Below are 14,429 nucleotides of genomic sequence, written 5' to 3'. Positions count from 1 at the left end.
GTCTTGCCGTGGTCAACGTGGCCAATCGTGCCGATGTTGACGTGCGGCTTATTACGCTCAAACTTTTCCTTTGCCATTCCTCAGGCGCCCTTTTGCGATTGGGGGGACCCGTGGTCCCGTGGTTACATCTGCGCGCGCGAGATATTTGGTTCAAAGGGGAAAATCAAGCACATCCTGCGTTAAAAGCTGGTTAAGACGCCGGATTTTGGGTGACCTCGACGGATTCCAACGGCTGGATCAAGTCGGGGCGCTTGTCGAACCAGCCGTTGTCCTTGTGTTCCTCGGCCAGCCATTCCTCGACACGATCGGCAACCTTGAGGGCCAAACCGTCCATTTGCTCTTCTCTGGTGCGGGTATGCCCGGATCCTGTAAGTGCGCTTTCACCGGTCGTGTCTTCAAGAACCTGGAACTGTTTGCCTTTAGCCAGAAACTCTTTTTTGCGCACGTCGTAAACATTCACCAGAACGATTGCCGTGCTTTTGGGGTTGTAGATCACCGGCACACCCGGAGGGGCCAGCATAAACCCCTCAAGACTGATTCCTATGTCGTATTCCTGGGCACCCTCATACCTGCCAAGCCGAATATTGACGGCGTTCTGAATAGCGTCTTCCCACTCTTTGGGCGTCGCTTCCCGCGATACTGGCCCCTTCCGGGCCTTTTCAGCAAAGGCATAATTCACGCGCAATTTGAATTCGCCCAGCGACTCAGGCTCTTCGTAAACCTGTGTCTGCGTACACGCGCCCATCAGGGCCAGTCCGGTAATCAGGGTCAAAGCTCGCAACATGTTCTCGTCTCGATATGCCTGTTTTTCTTTGATCTAGCGCAACGATACGGCTTGTGCCAAGCCGTATCGGCAGAAATCCACTTGCCTGCGCGCTTACTCACGAAAATTTATAGTCGCGCGGGAAACCATAAGGCGCTTTTTTCCCAACGCTGGCCCGTTTGGCCAGCCACTGTGACATGTCCGCCTCGTGCCGGGTCTTGTCACCGCCCATGGACCACCTCAGCCCCTCTTCCCAGTTGAAGGTCGTGATGTCGGACAGGCCACCATCCAGTTCCAGTGTCCCCTGTCGGCCGCGCGCCATATTGTATTTTTGCAGGCGTACGCCCTTACCGCGACCCATTTCGGGCAGCTCTTCCACTGGGAACACCAAGAACTTGCCGTTCTGCGACACAACCGCGACGTGATCGCCCGAAACGGGCTTACAGATCATCGCCGTCTCATCGGCTTTGACGTTCAGCACCTGCTTACCGTTGCGGGTCTGGGCCAACACATCATCTTCGGGCACCATGAACCCGTTGCCCGCGTCTGACGCCACCAACAGCTTGCGCCCTGGTTTGTGGATCAGGATGTCTATGATCTGCGCCTCGTTCGGCAGGTCTACCATCAGGCGCAGCGGTTCGCCCATACCGCGCCCACCCGGCAGATTGGCGGCGCTGAGCGTGTAGAAACGCCCGTTCGATGCAAACACCAACAAGCGGTCAGTCGTCTCAGCGTGGAATATGAAACGCGGGCCATCGCCGTCCTTGAACTTTAACTCGCGCTTAAGGTCGATGTGACCGGTCATGGCGCGAATCCAGCCCATCTGAGAGCAGACGACCGTGATCGGTTCTTTGTCGATCATTGCCTCAAGCGGCACTTCTTCAACCTGCCCGGCTTCGGCGAATTGGGTTCGGCGCGCGCCACCTTCATAGTCTTTGCCAAAGGTCTTCTTGGTCTCTTTCAACTGCTCGGCGATTTTGGCCCATTGCAGGGCCGGGTCGGCCAGCAGGTCCTCGAGATTGGCGCGTTCCAACATCAATGCGTCACGTTCGCGGACCAGTTCCATCTCTTCCAGACGGCGCAAGCTGCGCAGGCGCATGTTGAGGATCGCATCGACCTGAACCTCGGACAATTCGCCCTCGCCCGGCTTGGGCGAGACATAGTCGGCCTCGCTGGTGGCGCGGATATGGTCGATGCCCCAATCCTCACGCATCAACGCGGCTTTGGGGTCGTCGTCGTAGCGGATGATGTCGATCACACGATCCAGGTTCAGGAAAGCGACGATAAAGCCTTCCAACACCTCCAACCTGTGGTCGATCTTCGCCATACGGTGACGCGAACGGCGCAGCAGCACCTCTTGCCGGTGATCAAGGAAAGCGCGCAGCACTTCCTTCATCGAGCAGACCTTGGGCGTCACCCCGTCGATCAGCACGTTCATGTTCAGGCTGAATCGCACCTCAAGGTCCGAGCTGCGGTAGAGCATGCCCATCAAAACCTCAGGGTCCACGTTCTTGGAGCGCGGTTCGAGAATCAGGCGGATGTCATCTGCGGATTCGTCGCGTACGTCGGCAAGGATCGGGATTTTCTTGGTCTGGATCAGTTCCGCGATCTTTTCGATCAGTTTGGATTTCTGAACTTGATAAGGGATCTCGGTGACAATGATCTGCCACTGGCCGCGGCCCAGATCTTCGACCTCGTATTTGCACCGCAGACGGAAAGATCCACGCCCGGTTCGATAAGCCTGCGCAATATTCTCTGGGGGCTCGACGATAATGCCACCGGTCGGGAAGTCCGGACCCGGCACATAGTTCAGCAACGTATCATCGCGGGCATCCGGCACCTTGATCAGATGCAGACAGGCATCACACAGCTCGGCAATATTGTGCGGCGGGATGTTCGTTGCCATGCCCACCGCGATTCCGCTGGACCCATTGGCCAGCAGGTTCGGAAACTGCGCCGGCAGTACGACCGGCTCGGACAGAGTGCCATCATAGTTGTCGCGGAAATCGACGGCGTCTTCGTTCAGCCCCTCAAGCAACGCTTCGGCCACGATGGTCATCCGCGCCTCTGTGTAACGTGAGGCCGCCGGGTTATCACCGTCGATATTGCCAAAGTTACCCTGCCCGTCGACCAGCGGGTAGCGAACGTTGAAATCCTGCGCCAGACGCGCCATCGCATCGTAGATCGCGGCATCGCCATGCGGGTGATAGTTACCCATCACGTCGCCGGAAATCTTCGCGGATTTACGGAACCCGCCCGTTGCGCTGAGTCGAAGCTCGCGCATCGCATAGAGGATTCGCCTGTGCACAGGCTTCAGCCCATCGCGCGCATCGGGCAATGCCCGGTGCATGATGGTGGACAGCGCATAGGTCAGATAGCGTTCGCCAATCGCGCGGCGCAGCGGTTCAGCTATCTCGCCCCCATTGTCGGGGGCCTCCATATTGGGGTCGTCTATCGTATCGTTCATATATGATGTGATACGCCGCAAGCGCGCGCTGGTAAAGCAATCAGCTTAGATTTTGCTGAGGACAAGTCGCGCTTTTTGCAACAGGGGGAGACAAGTCCCGGAATTCCCCCGGTTTTCGACTCGGACCGCGAAATATGGTAGGCTGTCTTCATTAGACTGCTGCCAATTTCTTGTACCTAACGATTGACCTGGGGGATGCGCCATGACGCGCCTTATTATTTTGACTTTCACCGCACTTGGCTGGTGTTTTTACGTTATGAGCGGCGGACCAGATTTCGAACCGCGCGGCTTGCGGAGCGATCAACCCGTGCGCGTTGCTTCTGTACCCCAACCTGCGGAGGTAGCACCCACCCGGGTAGAAGAACTTGTGACCAGTGTGGCCGTACGGGCTCCGACCGTGCGTGCTCAACCCCAACCTGAACCCGAAGAGATCGTGCAAATCGTGGCCGAACCAGCCAGCCTTCAGTCTCTGTCCGGCATCTCGGTGTTCGATGATCAGAGCGCAAACATCACGCTTGCTTCGCTGGAAGATGGCGTGGCGGGATTGCGTCAGACCGATAATGCGCCCCTGCCGGAAACATCAGAGGCCGCGGCGATTCCCGAACCTGAAAAAGACATCCGCGAAATCTCGGGAACGCGGGTGAACATGCGCGATGGGCCTGGCACCATATACCCAATTGTCGGCAAAGCGGCCATCGGACAAAAGGTCGAAGTACTGAGCGATTCCGGAACCGGCTGGCTGCGCCTGCGCGTGTTGCCCGCGCAACAGGTCGGTTGGATTTCCGCCTCACTGGTTCGAAAAATTCAAAACTGACGCTGCACCGTCATTGTCCTGACCCACACCTCGCAATAGCTTTGGCCTGAATTGAAGGTCAGGAAGATCATGCAGAAAACCATTCTTATCACCGGCTGCTCATCCGGCATCGGTCTGGACGCGGCACACGGTATGCGTGCGCGCGGCTGGCGTGTCTTTGCGTCCTGCCGCCAGCAGCGTGATTGCGACCGGCTGCGCGCGCAAGGCTTTGAAAGCCCGCGCATCGACTATACCGACGCCGCAAGTATCGCCTCGGGCCTGACCGAAGTGCTTGAGGCCACCGGAGGCACGCTGGATGCGCTGTTCAACAACGGAGCGCACGGCTTGCCCGGCGCAGTTGAAGATCTGCCGACCGAAGGACTCCGCGTGATATTCGAGGCCAACTTCTTTGGTTGGCATGAACTCACCCGACTGGTGATTCCGGTCATGCGCGCGCAGGGGCACGGGCGAATCGTTCAGAATTCGTCGGTTCTGGGCCTGGTGGCCTTCCCATGGCGCGGCGCATATGTCGCCACAAAGTATGCCATTGAAGGCCTTACCGACACGCTGCGTCTGGAACTTGCCGGAACGAATATCAAGGCCATCCTGATCGAACCCGGCCCAATCACGTCGAAAATCCGCGAGAATTCGATCCCCTTCTTCGAGCGTTTCATCAACTGGGAGAACTCCGCCCTGCGCGAAAAGTACGAGGCTTCGCTGTTGAAAAGACTGTACGAATCCTCAGGCCCGGACCGTTTCGAACTGCCCGCATCAGCGGTGACCGACAAGCTAGCCCATGCGGTTGAATCAAAGAGACCGCGCGCGCGCTACTATGTCACCACGCCAACCTATATCGCCGGTTATCTGCGCCGCCTTTTGCCCACCCGCACCATCGACCGCATTCTGTCGGACGTCTGAGGCGAAATTACCCGTTCGCTTTTCATGTACATGAGGCTAGATGATAGCCAAACGAAACAAGAAACGCGGACGGTGTGCTTATGGACCTTTTGATGGTCATTTTGCTGTTGGCCATGGCGGCGGTTGTCGTCGTGCTGGCGATCGGCATCTCCAATTTCGGCAAAAGCGGCAAAGCTGCTGCGATGAAAAGCAACAAGATGATGCGTCTTCGCATCCTGTTCCAGTTCATTGCTGTGGTGCTGATCGTGCTCTACGTCTACCTGCGCGGACAAGGAGCTCAATAAATGGTCGTTCTGAACAAGATTTACACCCGCACCGGCGATGATGGAAAAACTGCCCTGGGCAACGGCGAACGTGTCGCCAAGTATTCTGGTCGCGTAGCCGCGTATGGGACCGTTGACGAACTGAACGCATTTGTTGGCGTTGCTCGGATCGAGGCGGAAGGCGACGTCGATGCCGCCCTGGCGCGTATTCAAAACGACCTATTCGATCTGGGCGCAGATTTCTGTCGCCCCGACATGGAAAAAGACGCCGAGGCGGACTACCCGCCCCTACGCATCGTTGCATCTCAGATTGATCGGTTGGAAGCCGAGATTGACGTGATGAACGAAACGCTAGAGCCGCTGCGCAGCTTCATCTTGCCCGGCGGGTCGCGTTTGGCAGCGAATCTGCATGTTTGCAGAACCGTATCCCGCCGCGCCGAGCGTCTGGCGGTCGAGCTGACCAACATGGAGCCCGTGAACGCATTCGCGGTAAAATACCTCAATCGTCTGAGTGACTGGTTTTTTGTTGCCGCCCGCTGCGCCAACGAAAACGGCACTGCGGACGTTTTGTGGGTTCCGGGCGCAAACCGCTGAAGGCGGCGCGGGATCCGGCGGATCCTGCAGCGACCAACAAAGCAAAACCCCAGCCAAACGGGTGGGGCCTAAAGCTCTGGCACCGGCCACCAAAGCAATAAAATTTCACGCCGTTGCGTCAAAATACATGAAACGCGACGTCTCAAGTTCATGACGTGACGATTTTGCCCTGTTGCAGCGTGAACTGAGACGCTATTCAGTCCCCCGAGAGCATTGGTGGAGTCGCTTCGCGGCTTACCGTTTTTTGTGAGGAGCAAGCGCAAAATGAAGGTACTCGTGCCTGTCAAACGCGTGATTGACTATAATGTGAAAGTTCGCGTGAAAGCGGACGGTAGCGGTGTTGATCTCGCCAATGTCAAAATGTCGATGAACCCGTTCGACGAAATCGCTGTGGAAGAAGCGATTCGCCTGAAAGAAGCAGGCAAGGCTGACGAAATCGTTGCGGTTTCGATTGGCGTCAAGCAATCGCAGGAAACCCTGCGCACCGCACTGGCCATGGGCGCTGACCGCGCCATTCTGGTTGTTGCCGCCGATGACGTCCATCAAGACATCGAACCGCTGGCCGTTGCCAAGATCCTGGCCAAAGTGGTCGAGGAAGAGCAACCCGGCATCGTTTTGGCTGGTAAGCAAGCGATCGACAACGACATGAACGCTACCGGTCAGATGCTGTCGGCCCTGCTGGGCTGGTCGCAAGGCACCTTCGCGTCCGAGCTGGACATCGAAGGCGACAGCGCCAAGATCACCCGTGAAGTTGACGGCGGCCTGCAGACCATCAGCGTCAAGATGCCGACCATCGTCACTGTTGACCTGCGCTTGAACGAGCCGCGCTATGCGTCTCTGCCGAACATCATGAAGGCGAAGAAAAAGCCGCTGGACGAGAAAACCGCCGCCGATTACGGCGTCGACGTCACCCCTCGTCTGGAAGTCGTCAAAACCGAAGAGCCGCCGGCACGTGCTGCTGGTATCGTCGTCGGCTCGGTTGATGAGCTGGTTGAGAAACTCAAAGAAGCGGGGGCTGTGTAATGGCTGTTCTTCTTCTCGCAGAAGTCAACAATGGCGAACTGGCGATGGACGCCACCGCCAAGGCTGTCACTGCCGCAAAGGCACTGGGTGACATCACCGTTTTGGCCGCGGGCGGTTCTGCCGCTGCTGCCGGTGAAGCCGCCGCCAAGATCGACGGTGTGTCCAAGGTACTGGTCGCTGAAGACGCATCGCTGGGCCACCGCCTGGCTGAATCGACCGCGGCCCTGATCGTCGGTCTGGCTGATGGTTATGAGCACATCGTTGCTCCTGCCACCACTGACGCCAAGAACGTGATGCCGCGCGTTGCAGCCCTGCTGGACGCGATGGTGATCTCGGATGCATCTGGCGTGGTTGACGGCTCGACTTTTGAGCGTCCGATCTATGCGGGCAACGCGATCCAGACCGTGAAGTCACGCGATGCCAAAAAAGTCGTCACCTTCCGTACGGCGTCCTTTGACGCGGCTGGCGAAGGCGGCTCGGCTGCGGTTGAGACCATCTCGGTCGGTGACAACCCAGGTCTATCGTCATGGGTCGAGGACAAAGTTGCCGCGAGCGATCGTCCGGAACTAACCTCGGCTGGCGTTGTTGTCTCGGGCGGCCGTGGTGTCGGCTCGGAAGAGGACTTCAAACTGATCGAAGGTCTTGCTGACAAGCTGGGTGCCGCAGTTGGCGCATCGCGCGCCGCCGTGGACTCGGGCTATGCACCGAACGACTGGCAGGTCGGTCAGACCGGTAAGGTTGTTGCACCCGACCTGTATGTCGCGATCGGCATCTCGGGCGCGATTCAGCACTTGGCTGGTATGAAAGACTCGAAAGTCATCGTTGCGATCAACAAGGACGAAGAAGCGCCGATCTTCCAGGTTGCGGATTTCGGACTGGTTGCAGATCTGTTCCAGGCCGTACCCGAACTGACCGAGAAACTCGGCTAACCGCTGGCTTAGCTTTTTCATCGCGAAATTTGGAAAGGCCCGCTAATTGGCGGGCCTTTTTTTATTAATGCAGATTGCGTATTGGTCCCATCAAAGCTGCCGCAATCGCCCGATGGGCAGCTGGGCCAATCATGTGCTCTGCCATTGGCTGTTGCAGTGTACCGAACAACATGTCCTCAATCTCGTCAGACTGGCCGCACACATGGGTTTTGACGTCGGCGATATCCGTGCAGGATTTGCCAACGACCTGGATCATCTGATCCGTTACGTCGACATCGGCGAAGTCAATGTGATGCGCGCCCTGCTCTCCTCGAAGGACCTGCAGCCGCAAGAGGATCACCGGGGTTTCGAGGCCTTGCAAAAATTCACCAATCTTCCGAACCCAGTTTCGGCGCAGTTCGTCCAGAACAACTTCGATGCGCGCGTCGCGAACCTTTTGCAGGCAGGTCATCAGGTGGCGCACGAAATGAATCTCGGTGAAGTCGATTTCGGGATACAGGTTGATCAAGTCCTTCGTTGGCGCCAAAAACCGGTCGTTGCGCCTGGAATGAACGCGATAAAAACGATTGGACTGCCCAAGAAGCCCTGGCGCCTGCATGACGCACAGATCTGCGCCCCTTAGCAAATTGCACAACCCCATGTCATCGCACAACGCGTCAACGCCGCTGAACAGGCATCCAAAGTTCAGAACGCGTCTTTCAAGCCGGTCTTCGAGAATAGCTGAGAATGGTCGGTCGACGAATCGCCCAAATGTCTCATCCCCGCCAACGCAAGCTGCGTAGGGTTGATCCAGAACACGCCGAGCACCGCGAAACCACAGCCGCGATCCTTCATATTGGCAAACCTCATGCCCGGGTCCCCCCGAGCCTGTTTGATGATAGCTCATATCACTCACCCATTTTTCACCCGGTTGCCATCTTGCAGCCGCAAGTCTTGAGAAAATCCTAATGTGCGCATTTGAAGCAAAATCGAACGGTCGGATCCCCTTGCCGCCCGCCCCGATCTGTCGATACTGTCGCCGTATCCCGAGACACAAAGGCACCTGAACATGGATGTAAAATCGGTCGGAGTGATTGGCGCAGGTCAGATGGGCAATGGCATTGCTCATGTTCTGGCGCTGGCAGAGTATGACGTTCTGCTGAACGATGTCTCGCAGGACGCGCTGGACAGCGCCGTGGCGACGATTGAAGGCAATCTGGCCCGACAAGCATCAAAAGGCAAAATCTCGGACGAAATGATGCAAGCCACACTGAGCCGGATCAACACGACGTTGGAGCTGCCCCAGTTAGGTCAGACCGATCTGGTGATCGAAGCCGCGACCGAGCGGGAAGCAATCAAACAGGCGATTTTCGAAGACCTGCAGCCGCATCTTCTGCCCCATACGATTCTGACATCCAACACGTCCTCAATCTCGATTACCCGCCTGGCCAGCCGAACGGATCGGCCGGAACGCTTCATGGGGTTCCACTTTATGAACCCGGTGCCCGTGATGCAGCTGGTCGAGCTGATCCGGGGGATTGCCACGGATGAAGAGACGTTCAAATCGTGTAAAGCGGTTGTGGACCGGCTTGGTAAAACCGCAGCAAGCGCGGAAGACTTCCCGGCCTTCATCGTGAATCGCATCCTGATGCCGATGATCAATGAGGCCGTATATACTCTCTACGAAGGGGTCGGCAGCGTGCAGTCGATTGATCAATCGATGCGGCTAGGCGCAAACCATCCAATGGGTCCGCTGGAACTGGCTGATTTCATTGGGCTGGACACATGTCTGGCGATTATGAACGTGTTGCACGACGGGTTGGCAGACACCAAGTATCGGCCCTGCCCACTGCTGACAAAATACGTCGAAGCCGGCTGGCTTGGCCGTAAGACCGAACGCGGGTTTTATGATTACAGAGGTGAAACACCGGTCCCAACGCGCTAACGGGGCCCAGCCCCCTCGCCCGGGATATTATGAGCCAAATGAAGAGCGGATCAGGAATCGCGTGATTTACCAAGCGCCATTGTGCGTTTTCTGAGCCACGCCATGAAACCGCGCGGATCACTTTCCAGCAGCTTCATATCCTCGTCCGAAATCGGCTCGCCAATCACCGGAGATTGCGGTTTGTTGCAAGAGCGAACGATCTCATGCAGCAGCAGCCCCTGTCGTAGGATCGGCGACAGCTTGTTGGCAATCTGATAGGCGCGTGAATTGCTGCCGGGGAAGAAAATCGGAACCACCTGCGCGCCGGATCGGCGGATCATCTTGGCGGTAAACACATTCCATTCCTGCTCTTGCGCAGGACCGAACCAGTCGTCCGAGGACATCACCACACCCGACGGGAACAGCGCAACCACGCCACCTTCCTTCAGGTGTTCCATCGCCTTGCCACGCATCTCAAGCATTTTGGCTTGCGCTTCGGGGTCGTGTGGAAAAGGAACCGGGATCATGAACGAGGTCGCGGCCTCATCCAGTCCGGTCAGGACCGAGCGGGTCAGGATGCGGTAGTCATTCCGAACCTGCCCGATCAATTCGGCCAGTATCATGCCGTCGACCATGCCATGCGGGTGATTGGCCACGACGATCACAGGCCCTTCTTTCGGGATATTTGCATATTGGTCCTGCGGCGTGGTCAAGTTGATTCCCATGACCTCAAGCGCACCGCCCCAGAACCTTTGACCACGATAGTATTCGTTCTTTTTTTCGAACTTATTGACCATCCGCAGAATGGTTAGCTTACCCGTACACCATTCGATGGCGCGGATAGCTGTAGACGTCCAGGCATCGTCGAAGGAATTCGCATAGGTCAGGGTTCTACGATCATAGATTTCGCCCTGATCTTCCGTCCCGTCCACCACCGGGCCTGTCTTGGTCTCGTGCGTCGTTTGCGCCAATTCCTGGTTTTCCCGTTCTTCGTATCGCGACTGGCAGGATTAGAACCCTTCCCCGAACTTTCCGTTCACAAGGGTTTCCAATGCATCCGCCAACGCCTCAGCATCCGGTCCGGACGTCTCGACGTCAATAGTCGTTCCGCGAGACGCTGCCAACATCAAAAGACCCATGATGCTGTCCCCTGATGCAGAAAGTCCGTCTTTGGACACCTCTGCCTGCGCGTCAAACCCCTCAACTACTTCGACCAGCTTAGCCGAGGCGCGGGCGTGCAGGCCTTTTTCATTGATTATTTTCAAGCTTCGGTTGGTCATTCTTAATCAATCCGGTCTTAATCTAACGTCACGTTTTGGGCATTGATATATTTGCGTCCAGCCTCCATCGCCCGCCGAACCGCATCCCCGATCGGCAGGTGGCGACTTTTGGCCAATTTAATCAGCATAGGCAGATTTGCACCGTAAAGAATACGCCGATCCTGCGGCGCACAGGCCTTCAGACTTAGATTCGACGGGCTGCCGCCGAATAGATCCGTGACGACAACCACACCGTCGCCGACATCGACACCGTCAGCGGCGGTGCAGATTTCTGACTGCTTGGCTTCCCGGTCGTGGTCAGCCTCAATCGAGATTGCGGCCAGGCCCGGTTGCTTTCCGACAACATGCTGCATTGCGGCCAGATATTCCTGAGCCAGCCCGCCATGTGCTACGAGTACGATCCCGATCAATCCGGCCTCTCATTCAACGATCGTCGTTCCATTTCGCGGTGCCTAATTGCCACTTGCTGCCCCCCCTGTGCAAGGGCCTTTGCGACCGCTTCTGCAGTTGCGACCGATCTGTGTTGCCCTCCAGTACACCCGAAGGCCACCGAGAGATGCGCTTTGCCTTCGGCGCGGTAGGCCGGAAGCAACAATTTCAGCAGATCGACAACACGGTCAAAAAACGGCGCGTAATTCGCGTCAGACTGTACATAGCGCGCCACGTCCTGGTTTCGACCATCTTCGGCTCGCAATTCCGGACGCCAGTAGGGATTCGCCAGAAACCTGCAATCAAAAACCATGTCCAATCCGTGCGGCAAGCCGCGTTTGTACGAAAAAGATTCGATGGATACCGCCAGATGTCGACCGCCTTCCGGAGCGAACCAATGCTCGACCTCCTTGCGTAGCTGGTGAACGTTAATCTGGCTGGTGTCGATCAGAATGTCCGCAATTTCTCTGATCGGGGCCAACAACTCTTTTTCCTGCAATACACCGGCTTCAGGGCCTGCATTGGCCGCAACCGGATGGCGCCTTCGGGTTTCCGAAAACCGCCGCAACAGCACTTCGTTTCGGCAATCCAAATAGAGAACTGTCAGCTCGACCTGCTCGGTCCGCCGCAGCCGCATAACAAGATCAATGAACCCGATGGTCGAGAAATCGCGATTTCGGGCATCGATGCCCAACGCCATTGGCCGATCGTTTTCCGAACCGTCCAACAAACGCATCAAAAGCCCCATCGGCAAATTGTCGATGGCTTCGAACCCCAAGTCTTCAAGCACACGGATCGCCGTTGTCCGCCCAGCGCCCGAAGGGCCGGTGATCAGAACGATCCGCCGCTGTTGTTTCATTTGCTGGGCCATTCCGGGTTCACGCGCCCCATTTTCATCAGTTGCATCAATGCCGAAGCCAAGTTGGGAACGCCGCGCCCGCGAAGCAAGGGCACAGTTTGCCTAAGGGCTCGAATCGAGATCGGATCTGGCAAACGTGCTTCTTCCCGCTGGTCCAGATCCACCACATAGCGCAAGCCCACTGGTCCTACGGGTGGCGCGCGCAACAATCCGATACCGCGGGCCTCAATAACGCCGCGGATATTTGGGGCCGCATCAGCAGTCACTTCACCGCCGTTATTGCGTAAAGCCACGCGGTCATCGCCGACAAGTTCAGCACCCAGCGCCATCATCTGCAAGACCAGCTCTGATTTTCCCGCTCCTGACGCGCCAACAATCAGCAGACCGCGCCCGCCTACAGCCACGCAGCTGGCGTGGAGTATGGCACTGTCCTGTTTTTCCAGATCATAGATTGACGGGGCGCTCATGATTTACACGGGCAAGCCAACTACAAAGCGCGCGCCTAGTGGGTCCGAGGTGATATCGGCATCGGTTGGCCGGATGTTTTCGGCCCAGATCACACCACCATGTGCTTCGACAATCTGCTTGGAGATTGCCAACCCCAGGCCCGAGTTATTTCCGAAGTGCTCGGCGGGACGCTCGGAATAGAATCTTTTGAAGACCTTGGTCAGGGCCTGCTCCGGAATACCGGGACCGGTGTCTTCGACCACGACCAGCACCCTGTTTTCGCGCCGCCGGACCCAGACACGGATCGCATCGCCTTCCTCGCAAAACGAGGTGGCATTGGTGATCAAGTTGACAAAGACCTGCGCCAGTCGCGCCTCCAGCCCGTTGATTGTGATCGGATTGGACGGCAGATCGGTTATATAGTCGATCCCCTTGGCCCGTGCATCTTCACCCAGATGCTGGCTGATATTTCCAACCAGCTTCACCAGATCAAACGGCTGTTCTTCTTCCTTGACTAGTTCGGCATCCAGACGGGACGCGTTCGAGATATCGCTGACCAGACGGTCCAGGCGGCGAACGTCATGTTCGATCACACCCATCAGTTTTTCACGTTGGTCATCGCGTTTGACCATTCGTAACGTTCCCACAGCAGATTGAAGGCTGGCCAGAGGGTTCTTGATTTCATGCGCGACATCAGCGGCGAACTGTTCGTTCGCGTCAATTCTGTTGTACAGCGCGGTCACCATGCCCCGCAGCGCGCGGCTTAGCAGACCGATTTCATCCGGACGCGCGGTCAGGTCGGGGATGCGGATACGGCCGGGGTTCACTCCGGCGCCCCGATCCTTACCCAGTTCGGCGGCTGCCGCAAGATCCGCCAACGGGTTTGCGATGGTTGAGGCGAGAACAAGGCTAAGTCCGATCGACACAAGAAGCGCGACAACAAACATCTGAAGGATGCGCTCCTGCTCGCGACGGGCGAGGGCGTCAATCTCTCCGGATGGACCGGCCATGGCAACGGCCCCCACGGCGACGCCATCCTGCAGGATCGGAGCGGCTGCAACGATGACCGTTTCGCCAAAGTCATCCTTGACGGCCTGCACCTGCATCTGCCCCTGCAGCGCGCCGGGTACTATGGTCTGAACCCGTTGCGCCAGCGTAGGCGCTTCGCTGGGTTCTGTGGCGGTAAACACTCGCGACAAACCCGTCCACACGGCGTTCAAGGCGTCGCTGATCAAAGTACTGCCGGTCTGAACCTCGGACTCGGACGCCAACAGCGCCTGCTCGGATGCTGCGCCACGCGCCCATCCAATCAGAGTTCCCCGCTCGTCATAGACAAAGACTTCGCCCCCTTGGGGTAGGGCAAGGCCCTCCAGCGTGTCCTTTACATCCAGTGCGCCGGCATCTTGCGACAGGCCGGACGCTGTTTGGCGCAGTTGTGCTTCGAACACGTTGCTGACCAGTTGCGCATCCCCGATCAGGTTACGCGCGGTCTGCTGAACCTGCTCATCGCGGGAATCGTCCAGATACAGCAACCCGGTGACCAGCGTCACCAAGGCGATCAGGTTGAGCGTGATGATCTTGCGCGCAAGCGGCGACCCGCGCATTGCAAACAGGCCGCGGCGGCGGCGCGCGTGCCGAAGTTCGGCTGACTCGGGATCCTGTGGGATGACCCAATCATCCCCCAGAACGACATCACCGTCCCGCAATTCGCTGGCTTGTTCTGTATCGCGCACGAGACCCGGTTACCCCTAGTATATGGCC

Annotated in this window: 17 protein-coding genes; 8 read left to right on the top strand and 9 right to left on the bottom strand. The window is 57.5% G+C overall.

Features of this window, described 5'->3' with window-relative positions; translation table 11 throughout:
- The coding region (locus tag AC2FJE_RS10450; RefSeq protein WP_282153203.1) for a hypothetical protein at nucleotides 1-194 on the top strand (194 nt) is incomplete at its 5' end.
- Here AC2FJE_RS10450 and AC2FJE_RS10445 read toward each other — a convergent pair.
- Together AC2FJE_RS10445 and AC2FJE_RS10440 are read right to left on the bottom strand one after the other, a co-directional pair.
- Entirely contained in the window at nucleotides 191-784 is a 594-nt protein-coding gene (locus AC2FJE_RS10445) for a hypothetical protein (RefSeq protein ID WP_058273249.1), read from the bottom strand. The two genes, AC2FJE_RS10450 and AC2FJE_RS10445, sit on opposite strands and share 4 nt — an antisense overlap.
- A 97-nt stretch (nucleotides 785-881) precedes the next feature.
- Nucleotides 882-3,230, bottom strand: coding sequence for a DNA topoisomerase IV subunit A (locus tag AC2FJE_RS10440; protein WP_282120875.1), 2,349 nt, complete (start codon nucleotides 3,228-3,230; stop codon nucleotides 882-884).
- Nucleotides 3,231-3,432: 202 nt separating this feature from the next.
- Between AC2FJE_RS10440 and AC2FJE_RS10435 the strand changes: the two genes are divergently transcribed.
- From AC2FJE_RS10435 to AC2FJE_RS10410, 6 genes are all read left to right on the top strand, one after another.
- Nucleotides 3,433-4,044 (top strand): SH3 domain-containing protein, encoded by a 612-nt coding sequence (locus AC2FJE_RS10435; RefSeq protein ID WP_496698586.1) that lies wholly within the window; start codon nucleotides 3,433-3,435, stop codon nucleotides 4,042-4,044.
- Nucleotides 4,045-4,113: 69 nt separating this feature from the next.
- Nucleotides 4,114-4,941: an SDR family NAD(P)-dependent oxidoreductase gene (locus tag AC2FJE_RS10430; protein ID WP_113791295.1), complete on the top strand. Its 828-nt coding sequence runs from the start codon at nucleotides 4,114-4,116 to the stop codon at nucleotides 4,939-4,941.
- An 80-nt stretch (nucleotides 4,942-5,021) separates the two neighbouring features.
- On the top strand, nucleotides 5,022-5,225 hold the full coding sequence (locus tag AC2FJE_RS10425; RefSeq protein ID WP_058273252.1) for a twin transmembrane helix small protein: 204 nt from the start codon (nucleotides 5,022-5,024) through the stop codon (nucleotides 5,223-5,225).
- The gene (locus AC2FJE_RS10420) at nucleotides 5,226-5,798 is read left to right on the top strand and encodes a cob(I)yrinic acid a,c-diamide adenosyltransferase (protein WP_496698583.1); all 573 of its coding nucleotides are present in this window, start codon (nucleotides 5,226-5,228) and stop codon (nucleotides 5,796-5,798) included. It begins immediately after the preceding gene.
- Nucleotides 5,799-6,062: 264 nt separating this feature from the next.
- Complete coding sequence (locus AC2FJE_RS10415) at nucleotides 6,063-6,821, top strand: electron transfer flavoprotein subunit beta/FixA family protein (RefSeq protein ID WP_058278923.1); 759 nt, start codon at nucleotides 6,063-6,065, stop codon at nucleotides 6,819-6,821.
- Nucleotides 6,821-7,750 carry an electron transfer flavoprotein subunit alpha/FixB family protein gene (locus tag AC2FJE_RS10410; protein ID WP_496755538.1) on the top strand — a complete coding sequence of 310 codons (930 nt, stop codon included), beginning with the start codon at nucleotides 6,821-6,823 and terminating at the stop codon, nucleotides 7,748-7,750. Before AC2FJE_RS10415 ends, AC2FJE_RS10410 begins: the two co-directional genes overlap by 1 nt.
- Before the next feature lie 64 nt (nucleotides 7,751-7,814).
- Here AC2FJE_RS10410 and AC2FJE_RS10405 read toward each other — a convergent pair whose 3' ends face one another.
- On the bottom strand, nucleotides 7,815-8,636 hold the full coding sequence (locus tag AC2FJE_RS10405; protein WP_496755539.1) for a DUF6473 family protein: 822 nt from the start codon (nucleotides 8,634-8,636) through the stop codon (nucleotides 7,815-7,817).
- Nucleotides 8,637-8,798: 162 nt separating this feature from the next.
- Here AC2FJE_RS10405 and AC2FJE_RS10400 point away from each other — a divergent pair, with 162 nt between their 5' ends.
- The gene (locus AC2FJE_RS10400) at nucleotides 8,799-9,674 is read left to right on the top strand and encodes a 3-hydroxybutyryl-CoA dehydrogenase (protein ID WP_058273257.1); all 876 of its coding nucleotides are present in this window, start codon (nucleotides 8,799-8,801) and stop codon (nucleotides 9,672-9,674) included.
- Nucleotides 9,675-9,724: 50 nt separating this feature from the next.
- Here AC2FJE_RS10400 and AC2FJE_RS10395 read toward each other — a convergent pair whose 3' ends face one another.
- Genes AC2FJE_RS10395 through AC2FJE_RS10370 form a run of 6 tightly spaced genes read right to left on the bottom strand, consistent with a single transcriptional unit; the run spans nucleotide 9,725 to nucleotide 14,401 of the window.
- Nucleotides 9,725-10,624, bottom strand: a complete 900-nt coding sequence (locus AC2FJE_RS10395) for a lysophospholipid acyltransferase family protein (protein WP_109312295.1) — start codon at nucleotides 10,622-10,624, stop codon at nucleotides 9,725-9,727.
- A 39-nt stretch (nucleotides 10,625-10,663) separates the two neighbouring features.
- Nucleotides 10,664-10,933, bottom strand: a complete 270-nt coding sequence (locus AC2FJE_RS10390; RefSeq protein ID WP_058273259.1) for an HPr family phosphocarrier protein — start codon at nucleotides 10,931-10,933, stop codon at nucleotides 10,664-10,666.
- A 17-nt stretch (nucleotides 10,934-10,950) separates the two neighbouring features.
- The gene (locus tag AC2FJE_RS10385; protein WP_058273260.1) at nucleotides 10,951-11,343 is read right to left on the bottom strand and encodes a PTS sugar transporter subunit IIA; all 393 of its coding nucleotides are present in this window, start codon (nucleotides 11,341-11,343) and stop codon (nucleotides 10,951-10,953) included.
- Complete coding sequence (gene rapZ / locus AC2FJE_RS10380; protein ID WP_282169898.1) at nucleotides 11,340-12,221, bottom strand: RNase adapter RapZ; 882 nt, start codon at nucleotides 12,219-12,221, stop codon at nucleotides 11,340-11,342. Before rapZ ends, AC2FJE_RS10385 begins: the two co-directional genes overlap by 4 nt.
- Nucleotides 12,218-12,688 (bottom strand): HPr kinase/phosphorylase, encoded by a 471-nt coding sequence (locus AC2FJE_RS10375; protein ID WP_496755540.1) that lies wholly within the window; start codon nucleotides 12,686-12,688, stop codon nucleotides 12,218-12,220. Before AC2FJE_RS10375 ends, rapZ begins: the two co-directional genes overlap by 4 nt.
- Nucleotides 12,689-12,691: 3 nt before the next feature.
- Nucleotides 12,692-14,401 (bottom strand): sensor histidine kinase, encoded by a 1,710-nt coding sequence (locus tag AC2FJE_RS10370; protein ID WP_496755541.1) that lies wholly within the window; start codon nucleotides 14,399-14,401, stop codon nucleotides 12,692-12,694.
- Nucleotides 14,402-14,429 lie beyond the last annotated feature (28 nt).

The sequence above is a fragment of the Ruegeria sp. CDSC002 genome, from assembly GCF_059610905.1.
Note: the sequence above shows the minus strand (reverse complement) of the source record. Positions and strands in the feature narration are given on the sequence as shown.